The organism is Bacillus sp. MSP13 (assembly GCF_000815295.1).
GTDB classification, from domain to species: Bacteria; Bacillota; Bacilli; order Bacillales; family Bacillaceae; genus Bacillus; species Bacillus vallismortis.
On the sequence record NZ_JXAQ01000013.1, the window covers coordinates 34736 to 51151 of the forward strand.

At 35.3% G+C, this 16416-nt stretch carries 17 protein-coding genes, 5 tRNA genes and 3 pseudogenes; 8 read left to right on the plus strand and 17 right to left on the minus strand.

The window, feature by feature from the left end; genetic code table 11:
• Positions 1-44: 44 nt before the first annotated feature.
• The 4 genes from SC79_RS15105 to SC79_RS15115 form a co-directional block, all read right to left on the minus strand.
• Positions 45-305, minus strand: a complete 261-nt coding sequence (locus SC79_RS15105) for a metal-sensitive transcriptional regulator (protein WP_010331187.1) — start codon at positions 303-305, stop codon at positions 45-47.
• Between the two features lie 19 nt (positions 306-324).
• Positions 325-642: a sulfurtransferase gene (locus SC79_RS20695; RefSeq protein WP_082022783.1), complete on the minus strand. Its 318-nt coding sequence runs from the start codon at positions 640-642 to the stop codon at positions 325-327.
• A 221-nt stretch (positions 643-863) separates the two neighbouring features.
• Positions 864-1283 carry a universal stress protein gene (locus tag SC79_RS15110; protein ID WP_039075765.1) on the minus strand — a complete coding sequence of 140 codons (420 nt, stop codon included), beginning with the start codon at positions 1281-1283 and terminating at the stop codon, positions 864-866.
• 17 nt (positions 1284-1300) lie between these two features.
• On the minus strand, positions 1301-2767 hold the full coding sequence (locus tag SC79_RS15115; protein WP_039075766.1) for a SulP family inorganic anion transporter: 1467 nt from the start codon (positions 2765-2767) through the stop codon (positions 1301-1303).
• A gap of 217 nt (positions 2768-2984) precedes the next feature.
• Between SC79_RS15115 and SC79_RS15120 the strand changes: the two genes are divergently transcribed.
• Positions 2985-3545: a recombinase family protein gene (locus tag SC79_RS15120; RefSeq protein ID WP_039075767.1), complete on the plus strand. Its 561-nt coding sequence runs from the start codon at positions 2985-2987 to the stop codon at positions 3543-3545.
• A 153-nt stretch (positions 3546-3698) separates the two neighbouring features.
• Here SC79_RS15120 and SC79_RS15125 read toward each other — a convergent pair whose 3' ends face one another.
• From SC79_RS15125 to cspC, 3 genes are all read right to left on the minus strand, one after another.
• On the minus strand, positions 3699-4253 hold the full coding sequence (locus SC79_RS15125; protein ID WP_039075768.1) for a cupin domain-containing protein: 555 nt from the start codon (positions 4251-4253) through the stop codon (positions 3699-3701).
• A 283-nt stretch (positions 4254-4536) separates the two neighbouring features.
• Positions 4537-4914 (minus strand): hypothetical protein, encoded by a 378-nt coding sequence (locus SC79_RS15130; protein WP_039075769.1) that lies wholly within the window; start codon positions 4912-4914, stop codon positions 4537-4539.
• A 600-nt stretch (positions 4915-5514) separates the two neighbouring features.
• Positions 5515-5715 (minus strand): cold shock protein CspC, encoded by a 201-nt coding sequence (cspC, locus tag SC79_RS15135; protein ID WP_010331195.1) that lies wholly within the window; start codon positions 5713-5715, stop codon positions 5515-5517.
• 788 nt (positions 5716-6503) lie between these two features.
• Between cspC and SC79_RS15140 the strand changes: the two genes are divergently transcribed.
• Positions 6504-7532 carry a fatty acid desaturase gene (locus SC79_RS15140; protein WP_039075770.1) on the plus strand — a complete coding sequence of 343 codons (1029 nt, stop codon included), beginning with the start codon at positions 6504-6506 and terminating at the stop codon, positions 7530-7532.
• A gap of 489 nt (positions 7533-8021) precedes the next feature.
• On the opposite strand, the gene SC79_RS21350 is transcribed toward SC79_RS15140, so the two are convergent.
• The 4 genes and pseudogenes from SC79_RS21350 to SC79_RS21170 form a co-directional block, all read right to left on the minus strand.
• Positions 8022-8378, minus strand: a complete 357-nt coding sequence (locus SC79_RS21350; RefSeq protein ID WP_039075771.1) for a hypothetical protein — start codon at positions 8376-8378, stop codon at positions 8022-8024.
• Complete coding sequence (locus SC79_RS15150) at positions 8375-8608, minus strand: helix-turn-helix transcriptional regulator (protein ID WP_039075772.1); 234 nt, start codon at positions 8606-8608, stop codon at positions 8375-8377. Before SC79_RS15150 ends, SC79_RS21350 begins: the two co-directional genes overlap by 4 nt.
• A 678-nt stretch (positions 8609-9286) precedes the next feature.
• The gene (locus SC79_RS15155; protein ID WP_039075773.1) at positions 9287-9700 is read right to left on the minus strand and encodes an NUDIX hydrolase; all 414 of its coding nucleotides are present in this window, start codon (positions 9698-9700) and stop codon (positions 9287-9289) included.
• A gap of 788 nt (positions 9701-10488) precedes the next feature.
• A pseudogene (locus SC79_RS21170) lies at positions 10489-10684 on the minus strand (hypothetical protein).
• Between the two features lie 1711 nt (positions 10685-12395).
• On the opposite strand from SC79_RS21170, the gene SC79_RS20705 reads away from it, so the two are divergent.
• The 5 genes and pseudogenes from SC79_RS20705 to SC79_RS15190 all read left to right on the plus strand — a co-directional run bounded on the left by SC79_RS20705 (position 12396) and on the right by SC79_RS15190 (position 14869).
• The gene (locus SC79_RS20705; RefSeq protein WP_082022750.1) at positions 12396-12530 is read left to right on the plus strand and encodes a DUF255 domain-containing protein; all 135 of its coding nucleotides are present in this window, start codon (positions 12396-12398) and stop codon (positions 12528-12530) included.
• The gene (locus tag SC79_RS15175; RefSeq protein ID WP_371807366.1) at positions 12490-12759 is read left to right on the plus strand and encodes an HNH/ENDO VII family nuclease; all 270 of its coding nucleotides are present in this window, start codon (positions 12490-12492) and stop codon (positions 12757-12759) included. The genes SC79_RS20705 and SC79_RS15175 overlap by 41 nt, the downstream gene beginning before the upstream one ends.
• A 12-nt stretch (positions 12760-12771) precedes the next feature.
• Positions 12772-13224: pseudogene (locus SC79_RS15180) on the plus strand (SMI1/KNR4 family protein).
• 515 nt (positions 13225-13739) lie between these two features.
• The gene (locus tag SC79_RS21355; protein WP_231559201.1) at positions 13740-14078 is read left to right on the plus strand and encodes a hypothetical protein; all 339 of its coding nucleotides are present in this window, start codon (positions 13740-13742) and stop codon (positions 14076-14078) included.
• 227 nt (positions 14079-14305) lie between these two features.
• Positions 14306-14869: a GNAT family N-acetyltransferase gene (locus tag SC79_RS15190; protein WP_039075777.1), complete on the plus strand. Its 564-nt coding sequence runs from the start codon at positions 14306-14308 to the stop codon at positions 14867-14869.
• A 272-nt stretch (positions 14870-15141) separates the two neighbouring features.
• On the opposite strand, the gene SC79_RS15195 is transcribed toward SC79_RS15190, so the two are convergent.
• Positions 15142-15489 (minus strand): hypothetical protein, encoded by a 348-nt coding sequence (locus SC79_RS15195; protein ID WP_039075778.1) that lies wholly within the window; start codon positions 15487-15489, stop codon positions 15142-15144.
• A 108-nt stretch (positions 15490-15597) separates the two neighbouring features.
• Between SC79_RS15195 and SC79_RS15200 the strand changes: the two are divergent.
• Positions 15598-15786, plus strand: a pseudogene (locus SC79_RS15200) (tyrosine-type recombinase/integrase); the annotation flags it as partial.
• 85 nt (positions 15787-15871) lie between these two features.
• On the opposite strand, the gene SC79_RS15205 reads toward SC79_RS15200, so the two are convergent.
• The 5 genes from SC79_RS15205 to SC79_RS15225 all read right to left on the minus strand — a co-directional run bounded on the left by SC79_RS15205 (position 15872) and on the right by SC79_RS15225 (position 16393).
• Positions 15872-15955 (minus strand) — tRNA-Leu (locus tag SC79_RS15205).
• Between the two features lie 83 nt (positions 15956-16038).
• Positions 16039-16120: transfer RNA gene (locus tag SC79_RS15210), tRNA-Leu, on the minus strand.
• Positions 16121-16131: 11 nt separating this feature from the next.
• Positions 16132-16207, minus strand: a tRNA-Lys gene (locus tag SC79_RS15215).
• 27 nt (positions 16208-16234) lie between these two features.
• A tRNA-Gln gene (locus SC79_RS15220) sits at positions 16235-16309 on the minus strand.
• A gap of 12 nt (positions 16310-16321) precedes the next feature.
• Positions 16322-16393, minus strand: a tRNA-Glu gene (locus tag SC79_RS15225).
• Positions 16394-16416 lie beyond the last annotated feature (23 nt).

The following is a 16416-nucleotide window of genomic DNA, read 5'->3' on the forward strand; positions in this document are numbered from 1 at the left end:
TATAAAAATCCGTCAACCTTAAAAAGGATAGGTTGATGAATTTTTTATCGGCTCTTTACCAGTAAGTCGACCGCTTCTTTTACTAAGTTGGATGTGTCTTCGCCCTGATCCAAGCTTTCACGAATACAATGCTCAAGATTTGTGCCAACAATAACACCTAATGCTCTATCGATCGCATTACGTGAGGCTGCCAATTGAGTCACAACTTCTCTGCAGTCTTTCCCTTGCTCCATCATCGTCAATACACCTTTAATTTGCCCTTCTATCCTGCGTAAGCGATTTTTAACCTTTTGATCATACTCCATGTCGTTGAAATCCTTTCTTTCATGAATTTCTGCATTTACAAGTTGCCAATTCATAACTGTTCACATAAATGCCTTTGCGCTTTAAAAAACGCACTCCTAAATGTAATTCTACCCTATCACGAGCTATTATGTGTATTTTATCACGCGGAATCTCTAAATAAAAACGTTTTAGATACGCATATGGAATGTTTAAAATAAAATCATCTGAAAAATTGGCTGCATCGTTATAATGGCGAATATCTAATATGGTCATGTCTAGCACTTCCAATTCATCTTTATTGATACACAAAATACCTCTCACAGGATAATAACGTCTATACATGGCATAGATCAATATGAAAATAAGCAGAAATGCGCCAACCAAGTAAAAAATTGATCCGCACCACCTTTACTATCTTCTTATTTATGCATCAACAATATACCTACCAGGGTATAAAGTCAAAGTATGTAAAACGGAGCGCTGTGTCACACTGTAAATAAAACCGCTATCACTTATACTCAGCTAAATGAAACACAAAAAAACAAGCTGATTTTTTTAAAATCAGCTTGTTCTATCCATCACTTTACAATCAGTACAGGACAATTCACTCGTTTAGCCACTTTATGGCTTACACTGCCCAGCACCATCTCCTGTAAAGTGTTCAAGCCCCTGCTTCCTACTATGAGCATATCAAATTGATTTTCATTTGCATAAGCAACAATGGCCGGTCCTGGTTCTCCGTGTTTCATTATTACATCATGCTGAACGCCAGCTTGCTCAAATTTTTCTAGAATCGGCTCTAATTTTTTACGCCTTTCCATTTCTAACTCTGCAGAACTCGCGGTATGAAGCACTTCGGTTTTCGCTTTTGCATAATCTTTAACAAAAATGATTTCCACTCTTGCATTAGGCACCAGTTTCGCTATACGAATTGCATGTTCTGCTGATCGAATGGAGTGATCTGATCCATCAGCTGCCAACAAAATATTTTGATACATACCCCTTCACCTTCCCCTTAATGGCTTGACGGCTGTGCATTAGGATGATTATAGGTAGCCAGCTTTTCAATCAAATGTCGGCTTGACTCGTTTAAGCCAACTAATGTAACATCTGCATGATTCTCTTTGAATTTCAAGACAACCTTATCCACTGCGGCGACACCAGAATCATCCCAAATATGCGCCTCTGAAAAGTTCATCACAACACGCTCTTTTACATCGTCATATGAAAATGAATTCACAAAATCTTGAACAGAAGCAAAGAACACCTGGCCCTTAATGTCATAAACAGCCTCTTTCTCAGAAACAGAAGACAAATCCACCTTTACTCGTGAAATTTTAGAAGCGAAGAAAATAGCACTTAACAGGACGCCTACGATGACGCCAATGGATAAGTTATCTGTTGCCACTACTGTAATGACTGTGACAATCATGACAACCGAGTCAGTGAATGGAACTTTTTTAAGCGACCGGATTGAAGACCAATCGAATGTTCCAATTGAAACCATAATCATAACGCCAACCAATGCAGGCATAGGAACTTGAACAACCCATTCACCTAAAACAAGTATTAAAAACATGAGGAACATGCCAGCCGTAAAGGTTGACAGTCTCCCTCTCCCTCCAGATTTTACGTTAATAACAGATTGACCGATCATGGCACACCCTGCCATACCGCCGAAACATCCTGCAACGATATTGGCAATCCCTTGCCCTCGGCTTTCCCGGTTTTTATTACTATCTGTGTCAGTCATGTCATCAACAATGGAAGACGTCAGCAGCGACTCAAGCAGGCCAACGACAGCAAGAGCAATAGAGGTCGGGAAGATAATGGACAACGTCTCAAAGTTGAATGGAACATCAGGAATCAAAAAGCTTGGCAAGGCTTGTTTGATCGTTCCTAAGTCACCAACTGTTTGAACATTGAAGTGCCCCCAAATAGAAACGACAGTAAGAAATACAATTGCGATTAATGGGCTTGGAACAGCTTTTGTCATAAACGGGAACAAATAAATAATGGCCAATGTTATGCCGACAAACACATATGTCAGACTGGATATTCCAACAAAATGAGGAACTTGCGCCATAAAAATTAAAATGGCCAGCGCATTAACAAAACCTACCATAACCGATCGAGGTACAAATTTCATTAATCGCGCCACTTTCAGAACCCCAAATATGATTTGGATGATACCGGTCAGGATCGTAGCAGCAAACAGATACTGTAATCCGTGATCCTTCACGAGCGTTCCCATTAACAACGCCATAGCCCCTGTAGCCGCAGAAATCATCCCAGGCCTTCCGCCCGCAAAAGAAATCACCACCGCAATACAAAATGAGGCATACAATCCCACCATCGGGTCAACACCTGCAATAATAGAAAAACCAATGGCTTCAGGTATTAATGCCAAAGCAACGACAATCCCGGCTAATAAGTCCCCTCTTATATTTGAGAACCACTCCATATTTAATTTTTTCAACATAAAATACAGTACACCTCTTTATGATTATTTTTTGTTGACTTCTAACTCTCATAGAAGCCAGGGGCGTTTGCAACTATTTTGAATGTAACAAACAAGAATTCAAATGTCTACAATTTTCGTTCCAAAATAGATCTATTTTGGAACTGACTTCGGATTCTGCGCTATCCATCTTATTTTGTTATAATGAAATATACAACATTCATCAGGAGTTGATGATTTGATTTTTGGATATGCACGTCCGTTTAGTCAAGATCGGGATGTAACACAACAGATAACTGCACTTAAAGGGTTCAACTGCGAAAAAATATATATTGAACAAACGAATTCAGCAAAAAACAGACCAGAATTCGAGTCATTATGCAACAGTTTAAATACCGGAGATACCGTAATCATTTATAAGTTATACAGCATTGCGGACTCTATAAAAAACCTAATTGATATCTTTGAGTTTTTCAAAACGAAACAAATCCATTTTATTTCAATAATAGACAAAGTAGACACCACAAAGAAAAACGGTTCCATATTCTTCGATTTTTTAGAAAGAGTCAGCGAATTTCAATTTGACATGATTAGTGAAAACACAAAGATTGGAATTCAAGAGGCCAAATTAAAGGGGAAAAACACAGGACGTCCGAGGAAACCAGACCATAATGTCCGGCGCGCGATGGAGATGTATCAAAGCAAAACGTATACCATTCAGCAAATTACCAAAGAGACGGGCATCAGTAAAACAACACTGTACCGTTATTTAGATAATTGGAATGATTTTGATTCATAATAAACACGAAAAAAACATACCGCTATTTTTGGTATGTTTCTTATTCATGTTTCATTCCCTCTCAAAAATGATCCACATAAACAAACACCGGAAATGGTTTGCGTTAAAACCGAAAAAGATAAATGAGGATGTGAAACAGTCTCATTAACCCGCTCAAATTTTGTATGAACTGTGCTCTTTTTCCGCAGCTTCTGCATCTGCTTTGGTCACATGAACCGTGCCAAATGGATGGTTAGGCGGGGCATAAATGGAGTATAGTTTTAGCGGCGTATTGCCTGTATTGATCAGATTGTGCCATGTGCCGGCAGGTATGACAATGGCTGAATCATCATAGACATTTCGCTGAAAGTTTACCTGATCTTTGCTTTTGCCCATTTTAACGATGCCGCGGCCTTGCTCAATCCGCAAAAATTGATCGAGGTTAGAATGCATTTCCAAACCGATATCTTCTCCAATATCTAGACTCATGACAGTAACTTGCAGGTGCGCACCTGTCCATAACGCGGTACGGAACGTATTGTTTTGTTTTGTCGCTTTGTTAATATTCATAACAAATGGTTTCGGCCCATAATCTGTCAATTGAAGATTTTGGCCTGCATTTACATGCTTACTTATATTAGGATTCATCCAATAAACCGATCTTCCGTCACAGCACCTTGGTGCATACACAGCATAAGGATATGGCTGAATAACAGGTATATAGTACATGTTTCGATCCCCACATTTTCTTAGTTTTATGATAATACCCTATGCACGTGAGGCGGGAATGTGCCAATGTATAACTTCTTTATGGATGGCCGGTGGTTCGTTCACGAGTGCAAATGATTCAAAAAACACACCATGAAACAATAGGTTTCATGGTGTTTATGGTGTCATTTATTCAACTATTGGAGTAAGTAGCTTCCTCCCCATATTTCTGCTAGATTAAGTGTCCAACTGTCACTGTAAAAACGAGAAGCACCTTCATTAGCCGCTTCTTTCACGTACAAAATTATAGTTTAGCCTCTTTATTTTTACCAATGAATAAGGTTCCTACAACACTAGCTATACTAACTAACGTTCCGGCAATAGCAACTAGAATTGTCAAGAAGCCACTGGGAATGAAAAAGCCAATTGGGATTAGCCCCATAAAAGTGAAAACGATAAAGCATTGGTATACTCCAGATATGATTCTTACAACAAAATTGCCAAAAAAGGACATGACTAATGGAGGGATAAATAAACATACGACAATCCCCATTGATATCATGAGAATAATAGGCTCATCAAATGAAATGACATGCTCTCCAGGTGAATTTTTAGCAGCCACTAGCATGACAACTATTGACATCATTAACGTAAGCAACACCAGAAAAAACCTTTTCCACATTGTGATAACTCCTTTTTTATGTGTGTCAAAATTGTATATCCTGTTTTTAAATTTTCCATAATCATCTTATGTGATTGAATGAAGAATATGCAGTTACATCACAGCTGCCAAAACCATTATTTATCATTAAGATTGAACAAATACCGATTGTATCCATCATTTAAATAGTTGCTTATCAGCTTAACCACAATGCAGTATACCTCACTTTTTTCTAGTCGAGAGGATAAAATCAACTTTATCCTTTTTTCCAATTATTATATCATAACCTTTATCTAACAGAATCATAAATTTGTGGAAGTGAAACAATAAAAGGAATGAAGATTAGAGGTCTAGATTAGAGGTCTAGAATTGAGGTCTAGAATTGAGGATATCATTTTTTGACTTAAATAAGTGAGAACACCGATAAAAAGTATAGATCCCTCAAATTGTAAACTGAGTGATTTATACTGTAACCACACGTTTGAAGCTTAATCTTTTCTATCACCTTTTAGCATATCCTTACTCAAAACGTTGAGTAAGGATTTTTATTGCATATTATCAAACGAGAACATAAAAAACAGGCCCTAAAGAAAGGGCCTGCTTTTTTAAAACGATTGAAGATTAAGCTTTTTGAACGTTAGCAGCTTGAGCTCCACGAGCACCTTGCTCAACGTCAAACGTTACTTTTTGACCTTCGTCTAGAGATTTGAATCCTTCGCTTTGGATAGCAGAGAAGTGTACGAATACATCGTCTCCGTTCTCACGTTCGATGAAGCCAAAACCTTTTTCTGCATTAAACCATTTTACTGTACCTTGTTCCATTATTGTTGCCTCCTAGTGTGTTACCACACAATATATACTATCCTTGCCCATAGTATCCTCAAGACGAAAAGTCAATATTCATACTATCCTTTACACCGAACAAAAATAATTCTTCTTTATCATAACACGAAACGGAAATCATTCCAAATTAATATTTTCGTTTTATTCATTATTATTTTTTCCATGGGTGGATTCCAGTGCAGAAGCGGTAAACAAAACAAAAAAATGCAAATCATTCTGCATCGGTTTTGATAACATGTCTAGAGGTCTATTCCTCACTATCGTTTGAAAACATCGTGAAAAAGAATCACGAATGTCTTCTAACTGTTTCTTTGCTCTTTGCACTTCATTATTGATTATTAAAGATTTATTTCAAAAGCTCAGTGTTTCTTGTTCAAGTATTTAAAAGCAGGACTGTTCACTGGTAGAGCTTTGTTTCTGCAGATTTCAAAAGCCTTTCTCCTTCTGGCTCTCTTTTTGACACTCATCAATCAATCCATTTCCTCAAACAATCAATGTTCACAGGCTCAATAAACCGATTCCCATAGGGAAGCACGGAAAGAGTTTGGGCAGATAAAGAGCTGGGTATATTCTTCATATTCCTTTTGTATCCCGGCTGTCTCTGCTAATAAAGATGTAACTGATCTGGAAATCTTTTTACGATTGCCAATAATTTCATAAATAATTGGGAAAGATACCTTCATATATGGTGCATGGCGCCGGGACTTCAAAGGCAATAAACGTTTACTTTACTCAGAAGATCATCCGGGAAGGGGAACCTTTAAAACATGAATGAACAAAACCTAAGGACGTTGAGAAAACTGGTTACACCTTATGAAAAGTCTGATTTACAGAAAAGTATTTTTCAAATCATGAACACATTGGCACCATTTTTTCTATTATGGTGTTTGGCATATAAAAGTTTGTCGATTTCTTATTTCCTTACATTAGCTTTTTCTGTCCTTGCTGCAGGTTTTTTAGTGAGAACCTTCATCATCTTTCATGATTGCTGCCACTATTCCTTTTTTAAGAACAGAAAGGCGAATCGAATTCTTGGAACAATTACAGGAATTCTGACTCTGCATCCTTTTGATCATTGGGCACACGACCATTCTGTCCATCATGCGACAAGCAGCAACCTGGATAAACGCGGCACAGGCGATATTTGGGTACTCACCGTTGAAGAGTATAAGGAAGCCTCAAGTAAGACAAAAATCATGTACCGTTTATACAGAAATCCGTTTGTTATGTTTGTGATTGGGCCGATTTACGTCTTCGGGATTACCAATCGTTTTAATCGGAAAGGGGCAAAACGCAAAGAACGGATGAATACGTATGTAACGAACTTGGGGATCGCCGCTTTGGCATCACTTTTATGTTGGGCTATTGGCTGGCAAAACTTCCTGCTGGTTCAGGCGCCCATTTTTCTGATATCGGGATCCCTCGGCATTTGGATGTTTTATATTCAGCATACGTTTGAGGACTCTTATTTTGAAGAAGATGAGCATTGGGAATATGTAAAAGCAGCCGTTGAAGGAAGTTCTTATTATAAGCTACCAAGAGTCATGCAATGGCTAACAGGCAATATCGGCTTTCATCATGTTCACCATTTAAGCCCGAGAGTGCCAAACTATAAGCTTGAAAAAGCGCATAACAATGCTGAACCATTGCAAAACGTTCCGACCATTACACTGGCAACAAGTCTTAAGTCGTTAAAGTTCCGCCTATGGGATGAAGAAAGCAAAAAATTTGTCGGTTTTAGCCACTTAAAAAAAGCTTCTAAAAGCCAAGTATCAGCGCGGCTTGGAGCGGATTAAATAAATCCCCGTAACCGATGATAAGGGGCAGTATATCTTGCAGAATAAAAGTGCTGTCTCGCGCAACGGTTTTGTGCAGAGGTTAGCACTTTTTTTCGTGATGGATACAGTAATTCGGTGTATTTGTTGCCGTATATTCCGCACAAAAAATCATACTAAGGTGGTTAAACCCTTGGTATGATTGGGATGCGGCCGAGAAACTTGAACCTCCACGGGTTATTCACCCGCTAGGCGCTCAACATAGTAAATCCGTATCATTGATTATGGAAGCTGTTTTCATTACACTTACTAACTTCGCTTTACATCATTTCTATAAGTTTGTATAAATTATGGTTAAATAATTGGTGAGCAAAAACACCCTAACTTCCCCACTTCTTCAAATCCTCATTAAAATGATTTCATAAATCGTTCCCTCTCCTAAAACAATTAAAACTACAGAGCCACTATATTTTTTGGTAATTAAATTTATACTTTTTCCAATTTGGTTTTCTAGTTTAAAAAATCTTTTATATATCGAATGGCTAGATAGATTGCTGAGGCGAAGAATGCAATAGAATACTTAAACAAGAAGAAAATTTGCCACATATATTCTTTTGGGAAAAGCAGGTCGCAAAAAACTAGTGCATATAACGTACAGAGGCTAGCTTTTAAAGCGATATGGTTTGTTCTTTCGTCACCCTTACCCATTTTTTTAATAAATACGAATGTCAAAATCACTCCGACTACAAGCAATACAAACCCACTACCAATAAGAATATTCCAATTTCCCGGAGAATGTTCAGCCCAGGACTTTAAAGGAGAAAAAATTGCGTTCGTGATCGTATCTGTGATCGAATTCACTTTCATTTTTGATCATTTCCTTTCTCATAAGTAAAAATCTCATTTACATCCACATTAAAAAATTCGGCAATTCGAAAAGCTAACAGCAGCGTCGGAACATAATTTCCTTTTTCCATTACGAAGATGGTTTGTTTGGAAACCCCGACTTTCTTTGCTAATTCTTGCTGAGACAATCTGGCAAGTACACGATATTCATAAACCTTATTTGAGATCGAATCACCCATATCTTTCTTCATGACCATCACCTCTTGAATTAAATTATAAACTTCATCTTTATAAAAGTAAAGTTAACTTATACAAAAATATAAAATACCTTTATATTTACTTAGATTACTTTGATTAAACATGAACCAGAATACATAAAGAACCTGACGAAATTTATAATTCCGTCAGATTCACATATCGATCTGATGTAATGTATGGCTTTTGAAAGAGCAGTGCATACGGAACAATGATCCTTGGTCATGACTCTGAAGGCGCTGAAGTTGTAGAGCAATCAAAAGAATACAGAACATTTTACGAGCTTATACCAGAGTATGTTAATGAGTATATAGATGAGCTCTCTGACTCTCTTGATATTAACTGAAACAGCAGAATGATAAATGAGAATGTCCAGTTATTCCGTGAAGGATATGGTTATTCTGCTGCAAGAGTTTTTTAGCGATTGGAAAAAGATTTAGAGGACTTATTTAAAGATGAGGCTTGGTAAGATTAAACTTTATCATTCTCAAAACAAAGGTGTTCTGGGAATAGAGTCACTACAACAGAAACATAACCCATGGTAACCACAAATCCAACCTCCTTGGATTTGCAAGCAAAAAAATGCACTTTGATTTAGATAAATCAAAGTACGAGAGTATTAGTGATTTTAGCTATTGTTTTTTTCTCAAATAATAACAATCACAATCTTTATTTCATATTGTTCCTTGATTGTTATACATCGCATTTCCTTTCATTAGGTTATTAATCCCTTTGGTGTAATAAGGCGTCCGTTGACTTGCTTGCTCTATATCAACCCATTCTATTTTCAATATTTCTTGAGCATTTTTAATTACTTCTGTTCCTCCTATAACGTTTGCTTCAAATGTAAAAAATATAGCGTGATGATTCCTCTTTATCAATTTCGCTTCATTAATAGCCAGTATATTCCCTATCTCCACTTCTAGGCCTGTTTCTTCGTATACTTCACGTATAGCAGCTTCTATTAGATTTTCATCAAGTTCAACTCTTCCACCTGGAAGCGACCAATGCCCCTCATGATTATCTACCATTAATATCTGATTAAGCTCATTTTTAATCAATGCATATACAACTTTGACTTCTTCCATGATAATCTCCTTTATAAATGCCAAGTTTCTATATATTTACTATAAAGGATATAAGTCTATCTAACACCATTTCATCGTCAATCACAAAATAAACTGTTCCCTAGACCCTTTTCTAACTCTAGGAAGCGTTCTGAAAACGGCTCATATCCATAGCAATACAAATATAGATGTTATGCTATTTAACAAGAGAAGATTCGTTTAGGACATGATTCTGTAAAAACAACAATTGATGTTGATGGACGCGCCAATCTCCAAACAAACAGAAGGAAATGCTGAGTAAATAAGATAACTTATTTTAGATAAGCGGGCAGGTTGTGGGCAGTAGATCATTTAAAAATAAGCATAAAAAAATAATGCCAAAGGTGGTTAAACCCTTGGTATTATTGGGATGCGGCCGAGAGGACTTGAATCTCCACGGGTTATTCACCCATTAGGCCCTCAACATAGTAAATCCATATCATTGGTTATGAATGCTTGTTTTCATTACACTCAGTATATTCACTTTGAACCATTTCTATAGGTTTATATAAAATATGGATAGAAAATGGTGAGCTAAGCTAAAACGATAAAGATACATACCTGTTCATTCAGTATCCACATTCTTCAAGTACCTCAATAAAATGGGCACTCTTTTTAGGTTTTAACTACAGATATTTTTATGTATTGCAGTGGGATGATATTAAAATATCCATAAATGATCCTTTAATGACCCATATTCTATAGTTTTATAAACAAATTTAATCTTTTCTCAGTATAATTTATAAAATCAAATTAACTGTCTCTCCTACTTATATTTTAATATTCTGATACACTTTCTCAAAAGTCTTGTTTATAACGAAAACTTAGTTTTTTCTCGTTACGATAATTGATCACTATACCAATTTGATTACCTTTTTGCTCAAAGTCAATAAGTGCATTCTCCCATTTATCTCTGATTGATATTATTAGATTTCCATTTTTCTTTTTCTTATTGATGTAATCCATTTTAGCTCTCCTTTCAGAATCAATAGCAAAATCTTATGTTTATTTAAAAGTCTAAGGTTATTGATTGACAAAAGGTTTCGAAATAAGGAATTTTCTCAAAAAAGTTAGTAAGTCATTGCGTTTGGTGGCAAGTATCTTATATTACCTTCCTTTAATGCAAGGTGAAATTAACAAAAAAAGAAGCCTATTAAGTTCAAGTCTTTGTAAAACAGGCTTTATTCCCAAGTTTAAGGAAAACACAATAAAAATGAGTTTGAAGAGAGGTTTCATGAAGAATAAACAGCCTCGTTCCAATTCGGAAAAAGAAGAGGTTATGAATGAGTGCCTACAGATAATTAAAAATAAATTGGTCATAAACTTTAACCCTCACTGCAGGCATTATCATTAATAAAAGGTAAGTAGACTTAGAGCCTTAGAGACATCTGTTATATAATTATATAAATTAGTGTAAGTACACTTAACTGTATCAATACTACAACCACAGCAATAGATGATAGATTTTTGCTTGTTTTATTAGGATAAACCTTATAACAAATCCAATTACTAATCATCATAAATAAAAAAAGAAATATAAAAATAATAAGCTTAGTCATAAAAATTCATTCCTTTCTTCAATATTGAACATTTATCCATTAGTCAAAAAAGAAACTTAAACATTTGCCTAGTAAAAAGAAAAATCCTACTAAACACACTAAGCTATAAATGAATTTTGTATGTTTTACAACACTTTTTGTCAAGATAAATAAAGTGATTAATTGTAATGATAAAAACAAAATAGTAAATAAAACACTATTATTTTGATAATATGCTTTGCCTACAAAAGTGGCAATTATAGCTTCTATTGACTGTATTGATTGAACAACCACAAATATTTTAAATAGAAAACTAACTTTTATATTTATATCAAATTTATAGAATCCTAATAATGAAGAAATATATGCAAGTACTATAGTACTTACTAATGTGAAAGCAATCTGTACTAATACCACTATCAATATGATTATAGAGTAAATTCTTGGTGGTATAGAATAATCCTCTATGGTTTTCTGGATTATCTCATTTTCAAGCTCAATAAACAGATAGTTAGCTAATAAATTGGTAATAATAAAGAATATAAAAAAGTAACTGCTCTTTAACTTAAGAATCATAATAGGAACCTTTCTATTAAATTTGGTGTTATGTATGCTTCTACTAATGCTCCAATAGAAATTAATAATATTGATAATATGAAATATTCTCTTATTTTTCGAGAAAATTCATGAAAGGTATAGTTAGTTTTTGTTTTAAGTGGATATAGTTTACTGAATAAAAATTTGTTTATTTCCCATAAAATAACCTATAACAGTTCCGGGAACCTCAAAAAGACCATGTGGTAAAATACTAAACAAAAAAGATGGACCATACTACATTTCTTTAAAGTTTTAAAGCCGTTGAAATTTCACTTATAACTCCTTTACACGGATTAAAGAAGATAAAATAATTGAACAAAGTTTCCCTTATATGATAATATTTATGTAAAAAACAAGCAATGGATTAGTCTTTTTTTAGATAAACATGGTGAATTATTTATAGAGCAAATTATGAAAAAAATAAACTCCGACTACTACTTGGAAAATTATTTATTCTTAAACCTCTTTCATATTAAAAGAATTTAAAGCCAATAATAAAGAAGTCTTCTGAAATATGGTGATCCCATGCCAACCAACAACAAATCATCGCTGAGAAGTCTCCATATTTACTTCAACATGCTCACAATCTTGTGGATTGGTTCCCTTGGGGAGAAGAAGCCTTTGAAAAAGCTAAACGTGAAAACAAGCTGGTTCTGGCCATCATCGGCTGCCAATGATGGTATGTCATGGATACGTCTAGAGAGATTAAAAAACCTTAGCAAAAATAAAAGAAGTTCAATGGTTGAAGTTCCTGAAAGCCTGCACAAAAAATATCATAATATTCTCCATGGTTTAAAGGATAACGGGCAAAGTTTTAGGAACAATCCCGAACTTTCTGCTCAGTACGACAGTTTTAGAAAGAGATATTGGAAATGGAGAGCACAACAATTTGAAAAACAACAGTAAGAGGTGAATTTTATGGATTACTCAACAGTACAAAAATTTTTAGACGAAAACAAAGAATTCTCTATTATCACTGGCGGAGTCAGCGAGAAAGAGATTTTTGAGATAGAAGAAGAACTTGAAGTTTCTCTCCCCGAAAGTTATAAATGGTTTTTGAAAGAGTATGGTTCTGGTGGTGCATACGGAACAATGATCCTTGGTTATGACTCTGAAGGCGCTGAAGTTGTAGAGCAAACAAAAGAATACAGAACATTTTACAGTCTTATACCAGGTCTTATTGTTATAGAGTATATTGATGAATTCTCTTATTGTCTTGATACAAACTGAATGGTAGATGGAGAGTGTCCGGTTATTCTTTGGGATAACAGTGAAGGATATGGTTATACTACTGCCAGTAATTTTCTTGAATTTTTTCTTCAGCGACTTGAAAAAGGTAAAGAGGACTTAGATGAAGATTGGGAAGATTAATCTTAATAATACATGACTAAACTTCCCTTTACATCATTTCTTAAGTTTGTTTGATTTATAGTTTATAATTGGTAAACAACTAACACCCTTACTTCTTATTTTCCCATTATGTTTAAATGATCTAAGATTCGGTACCTCCTTTGAAACTTTCATATCTATGGTAATATTTAGTTATGAAATCTCTGCATTGACAGTTTTGAAGCCAAGCCTTTGTTATCTGAAGCTGAAAACGGAGCAAAAGATGTAGACCGTATGAGGTCAACAATATGTTGTAGGCTTTCAAAAAGGAAGAGTAGGACAATTCTATCCGGAAAAATAGGAGAGGTAAAATATTTTATATTCAATCATTAATCCTTAGGCCAAATAAGAAGATAAACGATCTTTCAATCTTAAAAAATCATATTGACGATTACTTTGTTCCACATAGCAATATAGAGGGACTAAAGAACATAAAATCACAGTTAGACTCTTACTATTTATCTGGGGCGATTATTTTAAAATATGGTGAACAAGATTTGCTTGATGTCACGATGTGGGACTTAGTTGACCAATTGTGGGCTTATTTTTTAAATCTAATTGAAGAAGCTATTGAAACAGGAGAAAGCGAAACTTATTTTCCAGATCAACCCCTTCTATTGAAAATGAAATCAATATCGAATGATATGTTGTTATTTGAAATTGACCAAAAACAAAAAGTATTACTGCCGAAACTTGTTTTTTTTGAATCACTCTTAAAGAATGCAAAAAGTTTCTTTGAAACGATGAATTTTGTTTTAGAAGAAAACTGTGATTATGAGTATGAACTTAATAAGATTGATGAATTGCAAACCAAAGTTAAATGTATGCGAGGCTAAATGTAAATTACTCTAGAGTGAAAAAATTCTTTGATGATAATAAAGAATATTCAATTCTTACTGGAGGCGTCACTGAATAAACAAATCAAAGAGATAGAAGAGGATCTCAGAGTAACCCTTCCAGAGAGATAACAGAAAGTTATAACTCTCATGCTTCAGAATTAATTTTGGAGATGAGAGTTTTTTTATTACTTTTTTAATATTTAATTTGGGAGATGAAAAATCAAATGAATCCTTTGTTGTTAGATGTTCCTTTACAATTAGAAACAGAAAGACTCATTCTTAGAGCACCACACCAAACAGGAGACGGGAATATTATCAATCAAGCAATTAGAGATTCCTTTGCTGAATTAAAAGTGTGGTTGCCATTTGCTCAAGAACTTCCAACTGTTGAAGAGACAGAGATCAATGTAAGAAATGCTCATATAGATTTTTTAAAGAGAGAAAGTTTTCGGTTCCTTATTTTTGATAAAGATTGCAATGACTTTATTGGAATAACCAGCCTTCAGAGAATTGACTGGACCATTCCTAAATGTGAGATTGGGTACTGGATACATTCTAAATGTAGTGGGAATGGATATATGACAGAAGCAGTAGAGAAATTAGCTGACTTTGGGTTAAACAATTTAAAATGTAGAAGAATTGAAATAAGGTGTGAATCAACAAACCTTAAAAGTCGTGCTATTCCAGAAAAATTGGGATTTGTATTCGAAGGCACTTTAAGAAATGATGATTTATCTGCAGATGGCAGTAAGTTAACTGATACTTGTTTTTATTCCATCATAAAGTAACATAGCGACATTTACACTTAAAGTAACGAGTGCGCAGTGGAACAAGAAGGGATATAACATATTTTATATCCTAATATGTTATGTCCCTTTAATTTTGTTAAATAGTCTACTCCTCTAACTGTTCTCTTTTCATTTGATAACTCACATTATCAAATGAAAAAGTCGATTCTTCCCAGTCTGATGCAAGTTGCGATTGTTGTCCTTACCGGTTTGTTAATTTGCGTTGAATAGACAAAAAGAGTGATGGACAATCATCACTCTTTTTCTTGTTGTTATAAATAAATCACTAAAAAGCTAACAATAATAACCCCACAAACTTTATAGTCTAACTCTTTTTTATTGAAAAGATAAAATAGTGACTGGATTCCGGAACTGATTAAAAATGCATAAAAAAAATACTCAAATGTCAAGTGAAATCCCTGAAAAACAAACTGCATGAAAAGGGCTATTCCAGATAGATAAAACCAGCGTTGGTCATTAAAGATGTTTTTCATTTCTGATTTGGCTTCATCAGCTGAAGATATAGAAAAAGCTTCAATTGACAACTCTCTTTTTAGAGTTATAAAGCCAGCTGCGAGAACCGATAATCCTAAAATTAGCATAATAATTGCTTTAAGCATAAAATCCCCCGTTCACATTAATTGTAATCTGTTTCTTAAACTCTAACAATTGTCTCCTTTATATAAGGGACCACTGCAGTGAATACTTATGAATTAAGAACTTCGACTTTACAAACACTTAGATTACATGATTTTAAACATTCACACGTTGCACTATTAATACACCAAGGAGAAGATTACATAACAATTAAAGAACGTTTAGGACATGGTTCTGTAAAAACAACAATTGATGTTGATGGACACCTATATCCAAACAAACAGAAGGAAATGGCTGATAAATTAGATGACTTACTTTAGGTAAGTGGGCAGTTTGTGGACAGTAGATCATATAAAAATGAACACAAAAAAATACCAAGTTCGTCAAAACCCTTGGTATCATTGATGCGGCCGAGAGGACTTGAACCTCCACGGGTTATTCACCCACTAGGCCCTCAACCTAGCGCGTCTGCCATTCCGCCACGACCGCGTGATCATTAAATTGTGTTTCTGTGCTGGTTTAGCAGGCTCTTAACCTAGCAAAACCGATTTGCGTGCACTTTGTAAATAAAGTGCGGGTGAAGGGACTCGAACCCCCACGTCGTAAGACACTAGATCCTAAGTCTAGCGCGTCTGCCAATTCCGCCACACCCGCAAAAAGACAAATGGTGAGCCATGAAGGACTCGAACCTTCGACCCTCTGATTAAAAGTCAGATGCTCTACCAACTGAGCTAATGGCTCTTGCTATTCGATTTCAAAAAATAAAAATGGCTGGGCTAGCTGGATTCGAACCAACGCATGACGGAGTCAAAGTCCGTTGCCTTACCGCTTGGCTATAGCCCAACGAAATTGGGATGACCCGTACGGGATTCGAACCCGTGTTACCGCCGTGAAAGGGCGGTGTCTTAACCGCTTGACCAACGGGCCGATGGTCGAGACTTATATCGAAA

Coding starts and splice junctions, on each gene's coding strand:
- SC79_RS15105 (WP_010331187.1), bottom strand. CDS start 305: ATGGAGTATGATCAAAAGGTTAAAAATCGCTTACGCAGGATAGAAGGG.
- SC79_RS15110 (WP_039075765.1), bottom strand. CDS start 1,283: ATGTATCAAAATATTTTGTTGGCAGCTGATGGATCAGATCACTCCATT.
- SC79_RS15115 (WP_039075766.1), bottom strand. CDS start 2,767: ATGTTGAAAAAATTAAATATGGAGTGGTTCTCAAATATAAGAGGGGAC.
- SC79_RS15125 (WP_039075768.1), bottom strand. CDS start 4,253: ATGTACTATATACCTGTTATTCAGCCATATCCTTATGCTGTGTATGCA.
- SC79_RS15130 (WP_039075769.1), bottom strand. CDS start 4,914: ATGTGGAAAAGGTTTTTTCTGGTGTTGCTTACGTTAATGATGTCAATA.
- cspC (WP_010331195.1), bottom strand. CDS start 5,715: ATGGAACAAGGTACAGTAAAATGGTTTAATGCAGAAAAAGGTTTTGGC.
- SC79_RS15140 (WP_039075770.1), top strand. CDS start 6,504: ATGAATGAACAAAACCTAAGGACGTTGAGAAAACTGGTTACACCTTAT.
- SC79_RS21350 (WP_039075771.1), bottom strand. CDS start 8,378: ATGAAAGTGAATTCGATCACAGATACGATCACGAACGCAATTTTTTCT.
- SC79_RS15150 (WP_039075772.1), bottom strand. CDS start 8,608: ATGAAGAAAGATATGGGTGATTCGATCTCAAATAAGGTTTATGAATAT.
- SC79_RS15155 (WP_039075773.1), bottom strand. CDS start 9,700: ATGGAAGAAGTCAAAGTTGTATATGCATTGATTAAAAATGAGCTTAAT.
- SC79_RS15190 (WP_039075777.1), top strand. CDS start 14,306: ATGAATCCTTTGTTGTTAGATGTTCCTTTACAATTAGAAACAGAAAGA.
- SC79_RS15195 (WP_039075778.1), bottom strand. CDS start 15,489: ATGCTTAAAGCAATTATTATGCTAATTTTAGGATTATCGGTTCTCGCA.